Here is a 13,772-nt window from a genome sequence, read left to right on the forward strand (position 1 = left end):
ATTTAACGGTGAAAACGGTACACCTAGAGCTTTGATGTAATTGACCCTGATCTAGTGGGCAACGAGGGCAGGCAAGTGAACGATAAATATGACGACGACGATCAGGAAGCGGATATAAGCGGCAGCGCGTCGCCGACCGATTCCGACGCCAACCGTCGCGATCCCAGCGATGACGCGGACCCCACTTCGCCCTCAGCGGACGACTCTCTCAAGGTCGAATCTGATACCCGCGAGGATGGAGACCTGGTGCCGGACAGCTGGTTGGAGGAGCCCACCTCGGCCCCGGGTCCCGATGCTTTGGACACGGCGTCTGACTGGGACGATCAATCCGAAGACCCGTCATACAGTGCCGCGGATTGGAATGAAGAGTCGGAAGACGATGATCCTCTTTTTGAGCCGAGACCGGCGAATACACCCAAAACGCCGCTCGGTATCGACTCTCCCTGGTTTGACGACCCCGACCTCGACGATGAGGATGTAGACGACGACAACGACGACCACCTTTATGTTTCCCCCTTTGATGACGAGTTCGAGGCCGATCCGGCGCCCGAGCCTCCGGCGACCGATTTGGACGACGCCACCACGACAATGGCAGACGTGGCCGACAGCCCAGACGCCTCTCCCGATGCTGAGCCCACAATGGGCGACAGCGATGAGGACCTCCTGACCACAATCCCCATTGCAGGCGCCGAAGAGCCGTTGCAAAAAGGTGCGGAGGCCATTCTCACTGACCACCGGCATACGGGTGATGAGGGTAATAAGCGTAAATTCCCGCTCTGGTCAGTCATTATTTTGATTGCCGCGCTGGTGTTAGTGGGCATCGGCGGCTGGGGCGCCTATACCGAGCGCACCGCGCTGAAGTCACAGGTCAGCGCGCTGGAGAAACAGCCATCCGCTGACGGGCTCGCCGCTGCCGAGGAGCGCGAGCTGATCACTGAAAACGCTGCCCTGAAGCGTCAGTTATCAGACCTGCAACGGGAATATCGCTCAGTGCTCGAAGAACTCGAGACCACCAGAGCAGCCGCAAACGTATCGGAGGCCATCGCCACTACCTCGGAAGATAACGACAATATGGTGCCGGCTAGTGCGACGAGCAGCACCGGAGATACAGCGAAGGCGGAAACCGGATCCTCTGAAACGCCAAAAGTGCAGCAGATACCCAGAGCCGCGATCGATTCCGGCACCTGGTTCGTCAACATCGCCAGCTATAACACGCTGGAGGCCGCCGAGACCCTCGCCGCCGTCATTGCGGACAGTGGCGTCGATATTTTTGTGCAGAAAGCCATTGTTAATAGCAATACCGTTTTCCGGGTTCGAGCTATCGGTTTTGAGAGTCGGGCAGCCGCGAAAACCGCGGGGGAGCGAGTGGCTGAGACGCTCAACACCGGCCCCTTATGGGTAGGCCAGTGGCAGCCCGAGGAGGTGGATGCGATCGAAGGCGTTGTTATCGATCCCGAGACGGTTGAGGCTGGCACCTCCGCCAACGCACAACCCACAGCGGCGGTATCAGGTGGAAGCTCATCGTCGGGAGCTGCCCTGCGCGAACCTCGACTTGGCGGGGGATGGTTTATTTATATCGATACCTTTTCCACCGGAGTGGAAGCCGATCGTCAGGCACGCGCACTGCGTGATTCCGGGTTCGAGGCAAAAGTCGCAGTTGAGGCAAGACGCGGAGAATTGTTTTATCGTGTACAGGTGGTTGGTATTAAAAGCGAGGAGCAGGGCCAGAAAACGATGGCTGCAATCAACCAGGCCCTCGACTTACCCAACCTTCAGTTACGTCGTTACTGAAACCCACTGATAAGAGAGAATCTACCCATGAAAACGTTGACAACCCCCTTTTTGGCCATCGCCCTTATGGCGGCCAGCCCCGCGTTTGCGGATGACTGCGAAGCGCCTGAGGCACCCACGCTGCCGGATGGTAGCTCCGCCAGTATGGAAGAAATGGTAGCCGGCCAAGGCGCGATAAAAGCGTTCCAGGCCGAGAGCGGCGAATACCGCACCTGTCTTGATACAGAGATTGCTGCCGCTCAAAAGCGCGTAAAAAAGGGTGACGAGGACGACAAAGCCGAAGCGGCCGCCGCGTTTGAAGCGGCAACGGAGGCCTATAACGCATCGGTCGCGACTGAAGAGAAGCTCGCCGAGGATTTCAATACAGCGATTCGCGCGTTCAAGGCAGCCAACCCGTAGCGGTAACACCTAACCGTCAATCAGGGTCTTTGTGATCCATCTCAGACCCTTTTTCCCCCTGTCCCGTCAGTTGCTAAACCGATAGGCCGTTTTTTCGCCGAGCAGGGCGTTGACGACCCGCAAAAATCTCGGATATCGGTTTCCAACCGCTGTTTAAACAGGTAGGGATAAGCGGAGCTTAGATTATGAGAGACTGCAATGGTTGTACCGCCTGCTGCGAGGGTTGGCTGTACGACAAGTCGATGGAGCTCAGACCCGGCTCTTCATGTCGGCATCTCAAAGAAAACGGCTGTGGCATTTACGAAACGCGGCCAGAAAAGCCCTGCAGAACCTTTCGCTGTGCCTGGCTACAACAACCCGAGATCTTCCCTGAGGAAATGCGGCCGGATCGGAGTGGAGCGATTGTCATTACCGATCGCGACTGGTACGAGTGGAAGGTGATTCGCGCCATTCCAACCGGACCCGAAGTGCCACCCGAAACTCTCGAGTGGTTGCGCCAGCGCGCCATGGAGCAGAAAGCCCCCCTGATCTTCAAGGAGTTTCATTTAGAAAACGGCGAGTACACCGGGGTTGCTGAAAAAGCCATGGGACCACCCGAGTTTACGGCGGAGGCCAAGACCAGGGTCCATATGGGTGACGTTTTCTGGGATATGGCGGAGGACGTCGAATAGATCACTATCGATATCACCCTCATCATTGGTCGGGCTCAACCCGCTCTTTTCGCTGATCGACCTTAGCCAATTTGGCTGGATAACTATACGGGGCTGTCACTGGTAATGACAAAAAACATAATTTTTTCAACAGGTTACGTCGCGAGAACTGCCATTTGGATAATCGCGCGTGTGTTTTTCTGTCTACCGATAACGGTATTCATCACACCCTCTCTGCTTGCCGCACAGGGGGGTACCCCGACTGAACCAACGTTCATATTTGCAGGGGAGGCCTGGCTAGGTGGGGGCTATCAAGTCCAAAAGAATGTTCTTCTGACCATCGACAATGAACGGATTACGCGTGTGCAAAACGATGTTGACATCCAGCAACTGCCTGAGCACGCAAGCGTCCTGGACCTGAGCTGCTGTTTCATCATACCGGGCCTCATCGATACCCAGACCCATCTGACATCGCAGCCGAACCTACCACCACATTCTGTGCGCCGCACGCAGTGGAGTGATGCAGACCGGACGGTCATTGCCATGCGCAATGCGGAAAAAACGCTGCGCGGCGGATTTACCTCAATACGTGATATGGGACATTCCGGGCAATCGGTATTTGCTGTTCGCGATGCGATTAACGATGGACTAATCGAGGGACCCAGAATGCAAGCGGCTGGCGAACTCATACGGCCCACGGGCGGGGAGCTGGCGGGGTGGATGCAGGAAGAGATTGAGCAGGCACTCCATGTGGCCGCGATTTGCGACGGCCCGGCCGATTGCGGCAGAGCGGTTCGCGCCAGTATCGCCCTCGGTGCAGATACGATAAAAGTGGCAACAAAAGGTGATCTCGCAGCGGATAGTCCGTCACAGTTCGCGCTTGAAGAGTTAATCGCGATTCGAGAAGCAGCCCATCGCAAAGGCGTTCGCGTAACGGCTTCGGGGTTTTCAACGGACTCCATAAACCTGCCGCTTGCCGCTGGATTCGATGGTGTAGTACACGGGACCTACAGCGATACAGAAACATTCGAGCTCCTGCGAGAAAATAAGGCGTGGTTCATTCCCACTCTTCTGGCCGCACGCGTTGTTCGTGAGATGGCGGAGGACCCTGACTCACGCAGAAGCGATGCCTGGCGCGAAGAAAATCTTTCAATTTACCACGGCATGGTAGCCAGCTTTCGGGCGGCGATGGATGCTGGAGTGCAAATAGCTTTCGGCACCGATGCAGGTTGGCGGCCGCATGGTGAAAATGCAGAGCAACTTGAGCAGATGGTTGAACTCGGTATGACACCCCACGATGCGTTACTTTCCGCCACCGCACACGCTGCAGCAGCTATCGGTTGGGATAGCGAAATCGGCGCCATCGAACCGGACAAGTACGCAGATATACTGGTGCTCAAGGGTAATCCTCTGGAGCAAATAACATTGACCAGGACTCCTCTTGCGGTGATCAAGGGCGGCTCTGTGGTGGTCGATAACCGTGACGATTAGCCTATTAAAAAAGTGGGTGGCGTTTGTTCTATTTGCCATATTTTTGGCCACCGCTGTTCACGCCACTCCAGACTGGCCCACCGAATTTTTTTCTCGCACCGAACCCCTTGGCGGCCCTCTAGCTCAACCGCAGGGTAGTGCCGTGGCGTTTGTCATTAGTAGAGGTGCCAACGACGTTCTTTTACCGTTTAAACGTTCGGGTCAATTAGTGGTCTGGCGCGAGGGCGCGGTAACTACCTTCGGTGATTTTGATTCAGCTCACGACCCTGCGTGGTCGCCTTCCGGTGATCACCTGGCGTTTTTCAATGGCTTCGGCAGCGAAAGGAATCTTTGCGTAACGTCAATCGCCCATCCCAACACTGACGCCCGGTGCACACCGGTTTCTGGGGAGTACCAGCGGAAAAGTGCGCGTTATTTACCGCCAATTTGGGTCGAAAATGGAGCTGCGATTATAGTTGCGCTGGCAAATTACCGCGACTCCCCTACCCCGCAGAATGCACCATGGGGCATAACCAATAAAACCGCCAAAACCCCATGGGATGCCCATTTCCGCGACGACACGCTCTGGAGCATTACGGAGATTGATGCAACTACGGGCGCAATTACCTCCAGCGGCGAACCGGGCCCATTACGTCGGATTCTCCCGTCCTCGCCCCGAGGCGAAAAACTACTGCTAGTATCGGCAAACACGGATTCAACCGGTGTGTTTATCGGTGATCGATGGGTCAGATCAAAGCAGTTTTTTCTAAGTGAACATTCAACAGGGGAAACAGAACTTCTTCCAATTAGTTCAGCGAAATCAATCACCTGGACATTGGAGCAACATCTGGTTTTCAGTAATAGCGGGGGCCTATTCATCTGGAAACCCGAGCTTGGTGTGCAGCCAGCACCCTTGCAAACCGATCGCCCAGTCCTGGACGTCATTAGCGGTGATGGTTGGCTCGGTATACATCTGGCGCCTCAAACCCCTTCCCAGGAGGAGCCCTATCTGATCCCCCCGCCGCGACCCGCGGGCGTACAGCTGATTGACGCAAAAGATGGCAGCGTAGTGAGTAGCCTGCCATCAGATGGCGAGCGAGAAATTTTGGGGCTGACAGCGACTTACCACAAGCACGCCGCTATCGTTCATAGTCGTAATTTAAGAACTTTCGATGAAAGTCTATGGTGGCTCGAGCCGGGCGCCGAAGCGCGCGAGATTTTTACTGATGCTGTGAGCATTGGCGGATTTACCACCGACCACCGCAGCCGGGTTCTCTTTTTTAGCGAACACGCCAATGGGTCTTTCGAACTGCGACGTTTATCGTCAGAAAAGGGTGAATCCCACGCATTGTGGAAAACGTCTGCCCCAACTGAACAGCTCGATGGATTCAGACCCGTCGAACCCGAGGTTTTGCTTGTTACCCACCCCGGCCGCCCGCCCTCCAAAGCTCTGCTTTATTCCGCACCCGATCTGAAAAGCAAACACAGTCCGGCCGCCCTCGTGGTCACTGCATACGGCCGAATGACCGATTCAAGGCACCAGTTTAATCCTGAAGCTCAACTGCACGTAAGTCGGGGGATCTCCTACCTCATGGTGGATGTCTTCCCCGTGCTGGGTAGGATCGGTGAGGCGTACTCCGCGGCGATACCGCAAGCCATAGCCATCGCACGAGAGCAACTGGGTCGCGATTTAACGATTGGGTTTACCGGAGGTAGCCTGGGGGGATTCGCTGGTTTGCACTTGCTGACCAACACATCAAAATTCGCCGCCGCTGCATTGAGGGCACCGCCGTCAGAATTTGCATGGAGCTGGGCTACCGGTAAAGACAGGGATGCGGAGTTGCTGGAGTTGATTACTGGCGCGGGTTCTCCGCAGGAAAACCGTGAGACTTATGATGAAGACTCCCCATTATGGCGGGCGGGTGCTATCCAGACACCACTTCTACTTCTGCATGGGACCGACGACGCCCAGGTTCCATTGAATCAAAGTATTGCGATGTTCCAGATGCTGCGCCGCTCGGGGAAGACCGTAAAAATACGAATTTACCCGAACGCGGACCACAGCATTTTCCGCGATCGAAAGGATTATCTAATAGATTATTACAAGACCATGTTTGAGTGGTGGGATCGATGGTTATGGCAGTCTTCAGGCGTTTAAATTTCCGTTTCAACCCTGTATTTCGCTTTGTCCTTAGCCTGACATTACTTAATTTATTGTCAGCACCGGCCGGTCAATGCCAGGAGGAGAGCACTTTTGCCTTACATGTGGGTACGCTGCTCAAAAAGGCAGGGGAGTCGCCTCTCAAAGATCAGACGGTACTTATCGAAGGCGGTCTAATCGCTTCTATACTGCCGGGATTTCACACCTTCGACGATAACCCAGCGCTAGAAATCATCGACTTACGGCAGGCCTTTGTTATGCCGGGGCTTATCGACACACACGTACACCTGAGTACCGATCATCGACCTGAATCAACTCTTTCCGTAGTGAAGTCATCGAGCGCGGAACTGGCAATTATTGTCGCCAGGAATGCGGAGAGCATTCTTATGGCGGGTTTTACCACAGTCATGGATCTGGGAAACGGGTGGCGACAACATGAGCAAGCCGTCTACGCCGTTCGCGATGCCATCTCTCAAGGCGCGTTACCCGGCCCCGAAATTTTGGCGGCCGGAAGCCCCATCGCCGCGCATGGATTCGCACGTACGGGTCGGTTTAATGACGCTGTTGAGTTCGCAGGAGGTCCCGAGGGTACCTGCCAAGGACCAGAAAGCTGCCGGTATCAGGTTTTGGAGCAGCTCTACAGAGGTGCAGACTTTATTAACGTCTACCCTACCGGCAGTCTTTTGCAGCAACCGTCCCCGCAGCAGACGCTGACAAATGACGAGTTGAGCGCAATAGCCGAAACCGCAGACTTAGCGGGCGTTAAGGTCATTGCAGACGGGGGAAACAGTCCAGTTGGAGCCGCTGGTATCAACCGCGCAATAGAGTACGGCTTTGACATTATAGACACCGTCACATTTCCGGATAACGCGACTTTCAGACTTTTAAACCGCAATGATGGTTATTTTGCGCCGCATGTTTACGCCCTCGAAGCGGCCGTTGGAGATACTCCTGAAACCCTTGAAAAAGGGTCCATGGGTTGGTTGCCTCGGTCCATACTCGAGCAACTTTATGCTCTCAAACAACAAACACCTTCAGCGCTGGTGGGTTATCGTGAGAAATCGAAATTGATACTGGCGTCGGATTCCGGGGTATTTCCTCACGGAGACAATGGAAATGAGCTTTTGGCGTATTCAAAACTCGGGATAACTCCAGCGGACACGCTGGCGGCGGCTACCATTAATGCAGCAACCGCATTTGGCATCGAAGCCAGAACGGGACATATCGCCCCAGGGTTAGAAGCCGACCTGGTAGCTTTTCGTGAAAGCCCGCTGGAAAACATGGGCATTGTTGCGCACCCTGAGCTGGTCATAAGCGACGGTCGTATTTTTTATATGGGAAAGCATTGAGGCTACGCGACGATGCACGTGATCGAGCCCTGGTGCTACACAAACAGGGCGATTTGACCGCGGCAGAAGCTGGCTATCGCCAGATTCTTGCTACTCATCCGGATGAGGGGGCTACATGGCACCTGCTCGCGGTACTGATGGGGCAGCGTGGTGACCATAATAGCGCCGCCGAATACTGCCGTCGTGCGCTGCTCAATGGATACCGAGCTGTTGAAACCTATGCCAACCTGGCAGCAGCTTTATCAAAGTCTGGATCGACCTTCGAGGCGGCGGAAGCCGCCCAGGAAGGCTTAGATATAGCCACTACGAATTCAACTTTGAAAATAGAGCTAGTGCGGCAGCTTCGCGCCGGCGGTTTCGAGCGTAGCGCGTTCCGGTCACTATCGGATCTCGAAAAATATGACCCGGATGATCGCGCCATTTTGAATGAACTGGCACAGTGCTCGATCCAACTGGGCTCCTACCCTTACGCAAAACGAGCGCTTACACGACTATCCAGACTCGAACCAGGTGCTGCGGAGCATAAACTAAACCTTTCGCTGACTCATTTTATGGGTGGTGAAAAGGAATTGGCTGCAATGGCATCAAGAGAGTCCATAGCTATCGAACCGGACTTATATCCGGGTTATTACCTGCTGACCAAAACCATTCGACTTTCGAAAAACGACCCCATAGCGACCGATATTGTCCTCAAAGCTACTTCAGCTAGAGGGCTTAAATCACCAGAGTTGCAATTCGCTGCGGGTAATCTCCATCATGGTTTTGGTGATTTTGACGCCGCATTTACGTTCTATAAACGCGGTAACAGTCTCGTCAGGCGGTCAATGAATTATGGGATCGCGGAAGATGAAAGAAGACTTTCAGTCATTGCTTCGCAAATAGATGGATTAACGTCAGCGCCTTTACCCGACATCGACTATCGCGATGTACGTCACCGGCCCGTTTTTATCGTAGGAATGCCGCGCACAGGATCGACATTGCTCGAATCGATGATGACGCGCTATCCCGATATCACCTCTGCTGGCGAGATGGTTTGGATGCAACGCCTGGTGCGAGCATCACTGACCGAGAATCAGCTCACCTTTCCAGAAGGTATGGCTCACTTACCCGATAGTGCGCTCGCGAAAATACGCTCAGACTACTCAAAATTGCTTGCAGAAAATGTCCCCGTATCGGGAACGGGGAAAGAATCTATATGCATCGATAAACTCCCGGGAAATCTGCTTTATATTCCGCTGATCCTTAGAGTTTTTCCTGAATCACGGATCATCATTACTACTAGAGATCGTGCCAGCACCTGCTTGTCTTGTTTTATCCAGCTTTTTTCCAGCACCCAGCAGTTTGCCTATGACCTCCATGAGGCGTCTAGATTCTGGGAGGCACACATGGAAATAATCAGGTCAGCGGAGTCGACGGCCGGCTCTTGGGTTTCCAGCGTCAAGCTTGCCGACCTTTTGCAAGAACCCCAAAAAACACTCGATGGCCTTTTAGCATTCTGTGGCGCGGAACGAGACGCAGATTTAGCCTCAGCTGACTATAGCAGTGACGACGGGTTATTCCGCACCGCTAGCGCACTTCAAATTCGCGCCAGCAAGGTGGACCCACTGGAAAATTTACGCCGCTATCACCACCTGCTACCGTCTGAACTTGTGTCAGCGCACACCTAAAATCGATACTCCGCATTCACGCCGATAGTCCGCGGTTGTGTTGTGAAGTAGGCCAGGATATTGGTTACTTCGTTGATCGCGTCGTTCTGCGTAATCTCATCGAAAACATTGTCAGCGTAAGCGGTGATTCTCCAGCTCTCGTTTTCTATACCTGCCCTGAGATTGACTAACTCATAGGACTCGAGTGCGACATTGAAAGGATCTCTGGAGCCGGCAATACGAGTATTTGATCCGTCGGTATAATCCATATCGGCGCGGACAAAGCCATCAAAATCACTAAAGACAGGCCAAGTGTATTGTGCTGAAAGACTGGCCGTCCATTCCGGGACGTTATTGATTTCGTCGCCGTCAAGGCCGTTACTTGGAGGCGGTGGATCCTCGGTTAATTCAGCGCGAGTCCATCCCAAGGTCGCAGTTATATCAAGACCCGAAATAGGTCGCGCGAATACTTCGAGCTCAACCCCGTCAACCTGAGCTTCACCCGCATTGGCGAAGTATTCTATTCCCCCCAGCTCATCAACGGTCTCAACTTGAATATCTGACCAGTCAAGTCGGTACAGTGTCGCATTGACCGTCAAGCGCCGATCGAACCAGCTCGTCTTGGCACCAATTTCGTAATTCCACAGACTGTCGGATCCGAAGGTTTCTGGAATATCGAATAGCGCACCAAATGCATTCAGGTTAAGCCCGCCCCGACGGAAACCCTCTGAGGCTGTCGCATAGACCATATGGTCGTCGCTTATTTGGTAGGACGTATTGAAACGAAGAATATCGGTACTGTCGCTGCCGGTTTTCGTAGGCTCGGGCCCGGTAGGTGGACCAAAGAACGGCACTAAGGCCTCTTCGTCGGTGACGAAATCAAATTCAGCGTAGCGGGCACCGACGGTCAGATTCCATTGAGAAGTAACATCGAAACTCACCTCACCAAATACCGCCGTCTCATCAAACTCGCGATCTCTCACTACCCACAACACTGACGGCGAAGGCTCATTGATCAGGCCGTCGTTATCAACGGTAAAAACGCGCGAGGCAGAGTCAATTTTCTCTTCCTGATGAAAAACTCCCGCGAGAACCTGCAACGGACCATCGAAACTCGAGTTGAAACGTATTTCGTTGGACCAGATTTCTCGCTCCTCCGGAAACGAGGAAATCGCTTTGATAGGTACACCGAAAAACAGCAAAATGGGAGTCGAATCGAAGTTAAACTCGACCTCGCGATCGTACAGATTGGTCGTGGCGACAATATTGCCGTATTTAAAATCATAGTCTGCTGTCAGCGAATAGATTCTCGGATCATCGCTACGCTCGTTCACAGTAAAGTCAGAGTTTTGCAGATCTCCGGTAATGCTGAAGGGCTGTTCACCGGGATAAACCAGCGCTGCATCACCGACGCGGTTGTAACGGACACCATCTCCGATTTCCTGATTCTGAACGGTCGCGGACGCGGTCAGCGTAAGACGGTCGCTGGGAACATAACGTGCTATGGCGCGGAAGCCACTGGTTTGCTCATCATTGATCTCGTTGCGGCCAAGCCTGATGTTGTCGATGAAACCACTGTTATCAACATTCCACGCGACAAGACGCAAACCCAGCACATCTTCAATAATTGGAATGTTAACGTGTCCATTAAAGCTGTAGTTTTCCGCGCCCGATGCGGTGTAGCCAATATCAGCCTTGATCGCACCTGAAAACTCGTTTAAGTCGGGCTTAGCGGTCTCAATACGAATGACACCGCCCAGCGCGCTGGCACCATAAATGGTTCCCTGCGGACCACGAAGCACATCTACGCGATCAATATCGAAAAGCTTTATATCAACATTTCTTCCGCCGCCCTCACCGTCGTTGAAAGCAGTGATATTGGTTTCATCAAAATACACCGCCGTAGTGGCGGCGCCCGTAGAAACCAACCCTCGGGTAACAATGGTCTTCTCGCCAGGCCCCAAATCCTTGAAGGTGATGCCAGGCACCATTCGGGCCCAGTCCTCGAATTGCTGGATACCGGCGTCCTGAAGCGTATCGCTGGTAAGCGCACGGATACTGAGAGGCGTGTTCTGGAGCAGCTCTTCCCCACGCTTACGGGCGGTAACAACGATCTCCTCGAGGGCGCCAACAGGTGCCGGCGATTGCGCGCTCGCCTGGGGAAAAGCGCCAATGGTGGTGGTACCTAAAGTCAGTGCTATGGCTCGGCGCAAGGTCTGGTCTTTTTTATACATGGCAATCTCCTGGGAAAGGGCGTCTCCTGCCGAGCGCTTCTGATGGCGACAACGGGACACATCGCACTAGAATCTACCGATAAGGGGCCTTATTTCAACAAAAGATTAGGGCAAACCGCCTAAATTCTTGCCCTTTAGGCAGTTGGCATTACCCGAGCCGAGCAGTCTGTGAAGCGCCAGAGGCACAAACGCGTTTACGTTTTATTAATACAGGCGTTTGGTTTTGGGGATACCCGCCTGCCCAGTCCCATCACTCAACCGTTACCGACTTGGCAAGATTTCGGGGCTTATCGACATCGGTACCTTTGCCCACTGCCACATGATAGGACAGCAATTGCAGGGCCACGGTATAAACCACGGGACCCACCAACTCGCTGCAGTGGGGCATGGGTATGACCTCGATGCCCGGACCGGGCTTGAAACCGGCAGCTTCATCGGCGAACACGAATAACTGCCCACCCCTCGCCTTGACCTCCTCGAGATTGGAACGCAGCTTCTCCAGCAACTCATCATTGGGTGCCACAGCAACCACTGGCATATCCGAATCCACCAGCGCCAGCGGGCCGTGCTTGAGCTCCCCCGCCGGGTAGGCCTCCGCGTGGATATACGAAATTTCCTTGAGTTTGAGAGCACCTTCCATAGCGATAGGGTGGTAAATACCGCGGCCCAAAAACAACGCGTGGTGCTTGGTGACAAACTGTGGGGTCAGCGCCGCTATCTTGTCGCTGTGCGAAAGCACACGGGCCACCGCACTCGGCATGTCCTTGAGGGCCGCCGCCACCGGTGCGGCATCGAACTGATCTGGCCGATGGTGGGTTGCCAGTCGTTCGGTCAAAATCAGCAAAGCAGCGAGCTGGGTCGTAAACGCCTTGGTCGAGGCGACCCCAATTTCAGCACCCGCTCGAGTGAGGAACACGAGCTCACTTTCACGCACAATCGCGCTATGGTCGACGTTACAAATCGCCAGTCGTGCCAGCACATTGGCACGGTCACAATTTTTCAATGCGGCCAATGTGTCGGCCGTCTCACCGGATTGGGAGATACTCACAATCAAGGTGTTTGCCAGCGTCACCGACTGACGATAACGATATTCTGAAGCGACCTCCACCTGACAGGGAAGTCCCGCAATCGACTCGATCCAATGCCGGGCCACCAGCCCCGCATGGTAGCTTGTGCCGCAAGCGATAATCTGAACAGCCGACACCGCGGGAAAGACCTCGGCAGCCTGATCGCCAAAAAGCGCATCAGATAAAGCCGGGTAGGCCACCGTATCTTCGAGGCGGGCCGGCTGCTCAAACATTTCCTTGAGCATGTAGTGGTCGTAATCACCGAGTAAATCGGCCTCATCGCCGCGATTAAGCCTGGTTTTAGGGCGCTCAACGCTGTCTCCATCGCGGTCGAAGATGTGAATCAACCCGGGGCGTAATTCGGCGATGTCACCGTCTTCAAGGTAAATAAATGTATCGGTGACCTGTTGCAGCGCCAATCGATCAGAACCCGCGAAAGTTTCGCCAATACCAACGCCCAGAACGAGTGGGCTCCCTTCCCGCGCAACGATCAGCGTATCTGGCGACTCGACATCAATCACCGCGAGTGCAAACGCACCCTCAAGTACGTCGATAGTCTGCTGAACAGCACTGAAGAGGCTCGCGCCTGAGGACAGGTGTTGGTGGATCAGGTGAACAATGACCTCGGTATCGGTCTGCGACACAATTTCAGCGCCCGATTCGACCAAGCCCTGGCGCAGTTCGCCGTGATTTTCGATGATCCCGTTATGGACCACAGCGACGCGCTCGCCGGCCACGTGTGGATGGGCGTTAACCGTCGAGGGAACACCGTGGGTCGCCCAGCGGGTGTGGGCAATCCCCGTGCAGCCTACAATAGCTTCAATCGCCTGGGCTTTTTCCAACTCTGAAACCTTGCCCGTCGATTTGTGAATGGCCAGCCGCTGCTCGTTGTCGATTAAAGCCATTCCCGCGGAGTCGTAACCCCGGTACTCCAGCCGTCGCAGACCCTCGAGCAAAACTTCGGATATTTCGCGTTTTGTCGTTGCCGCCACAATTCCGCACATT

Annotated in this window: 9 protein-coding genes; 7 read left to right on the top strand and 2 right to left on the bottom strand. The window is 54.3% G+C overall.

Features of this window, described 5'->3' with window-relative positions; all coding sequences use genetic code 11:
• Positions 1 to 75 precede the first annotated feature (75 nt).
• The 7 genes from NOR51B_RS04450 (at position 76) to NOR51B_RS04480 (ending at position 9,487) form a co-directional block, all read left to right on the top strand.
• A complete protein-coding gene (locus NOR51B_RS04450; RefSeq protein WP_009019363.1) occupies positions 76 to 1,791 on the top strand; it encodes an SPOR domain-containing protein in 1,716 nt (571 codons plus the stop codon).
• A 27-nt stretch (positions 1,792 to 1,818) separates the two neighbouring features.
• On the top strand, positions 1,819 to 2,190 hold the full coding sequence (locus tag NOR51B_RS04455) for a hypothetical protein (RefSeq protein ID WP_009019903.1): 372 nt from the start codon (positions 1,819 to 1,821) through the stop codon (positions 2,188 to 2,190).
• 185 nt (positions 2,191 to 2,375) lie between these two features.
• The gene (locus NOR51B_RS14835) at positions 2,376 to 2,861 is read left to right on the top strand and encodes a YkgJ family cysteine cluster protein (protein WP_009020165.1); all 486 of its coding nucleotides are present in this window, start codon (positions 2,376 to 2,378) and stop codon (positions 2,859 to 2,861) included.
• A 342-nt stretch (positions 2,862 to 3,203) separates the two neighbouring features.
• Entirely contained in the window at positions 3,204 to 4,331 is a 1,128-nt protein-coding gene (locus NOR51B_RS04465; protein ID WP_195891465.1) for a metal-dependent hydrolase family protein, read from the top strand.
• A gap of 142 nt (positions 4,332 to 4,473) precedes the next feature.
• A complete protein-coding gene (locus tag NOR51B_RS04470; protein ID WP_154647599.1) occupies positions 4,474 to 6,468 on the top strand; it encodes an alpha/beta hydrolase family protein in 1,995 nt (664 codons plus the stop codon).
• Positions 6,447 to 7,820, top strand: a complete 1,374-nt coding sequence (locus NOR51B_RS04475; protein WP_195891466.1) for an amidohydrolase family protein — start codon at positions 6,447 to 6,449, stop codon at positions 7,818 to 7,820. Before NOR51B_RS04470 ends, NOR51B_RS04475 begins: the two co-directional genes overlap by 22 nt.
• A 32-nt stretch (positions 7,821 to 7,852) precedes the next feature.
• Positions 7,853 to 9,487 carry a tetratricopeptide repeat-containing sulfotransferase family protein gene (locus NOR51B_RS04480; RefSeq protein ID WP_009020846.1) on the top strand — a complete coding sequence of 545 codons (1,635 nt, stop codon included), beginning with the start codon at positions 7,853 to 7,855 and terminating at the stop codon, positions 9,485 to 9,487.
• Here the strand turns inward: NOR51B_RS04480 and NOR51B_RS04485 are convergent.
• Positions 9,484 to 11,700, bottom strand: coding sequence for a TonB-dependent receptor (locus tag NOR51B_RS04485; RefSeq protein ID WP_009021207.1), 2,217 nt, complete (start codon positions 11,698 to 11,700; stop codon positions 9,484 to 9,486). The two genes, NOR51B_RS04480 and NOR51B_RS04485, sit on opposite strands and share 4 nt — an antisense overlap.
• A 250-nt stretch (positions 11,701 to 11,950) precedes the next feature.
• On the bottom strand, positions 11,951 to 13,771 hold the full coding sequence (glmS, locus tag NOR51B_RS04490) for a glutamine--fructose-6-phosphate transaminase (isomerizing) (RefSeq protein ID WP_009020801.1): 1,821 nt from the start codon (positions 13,769 to 13,771) through the stop codon (positions 11,951 to 11,953).
• Position 13,772: the final 1 nt, after the last annotated feature.

It is taken from the genome of Luminiphilus syltensis NOR5-1B (assembly GCF_000158175.1).
Taxonomy (GTDB): domain Bacteria; phylum Pseudomonadota; class Gammaproteobacteria; order Pseudomonadales; family Halieaceae; genus Luminiphilus; species Luminiphilus syltensis.

Bases quoted from the DNA above. Each gene is read 5' to 3' on its own strand.
- NOR51B_RS04455 (WP_009019903.1), top strand. From the start codon at position 1,819: ATGAAAACGTTGACAACCCCCTTTTTGGCCATCGCCCTTATGGCGGCC.
- NOR51B_RS14835 (WP_009020165.1), top strand. From the start codon at position 2,376: ATGAGAGACTGCAATGGTTGTACCGCCTGCTGCGAGGGTTGGCTGTAC.
- NOR51B_RS04475 (WP_195891466.1), top strand. From the start codon at position 6,447: ATGGCAGTCTTCAGGCGTTTAAATTTCCGTTTCAACCCTGTATTTCGC.
- NOR51B_RS04485 (WP_009021207.1), bottom strand. From the start codon at position 11,700: ATGTATAAAAAAGACCAGACCTTGCGCCGAGCCATAGCACTGACTTTA.
- glmS (WP_009020801.1), bottom strand. From the start codon at position 13,771: ATGTGCGGAATTGTGGCGGCAACGACAAAACGCGAAATATCCGAAGTT.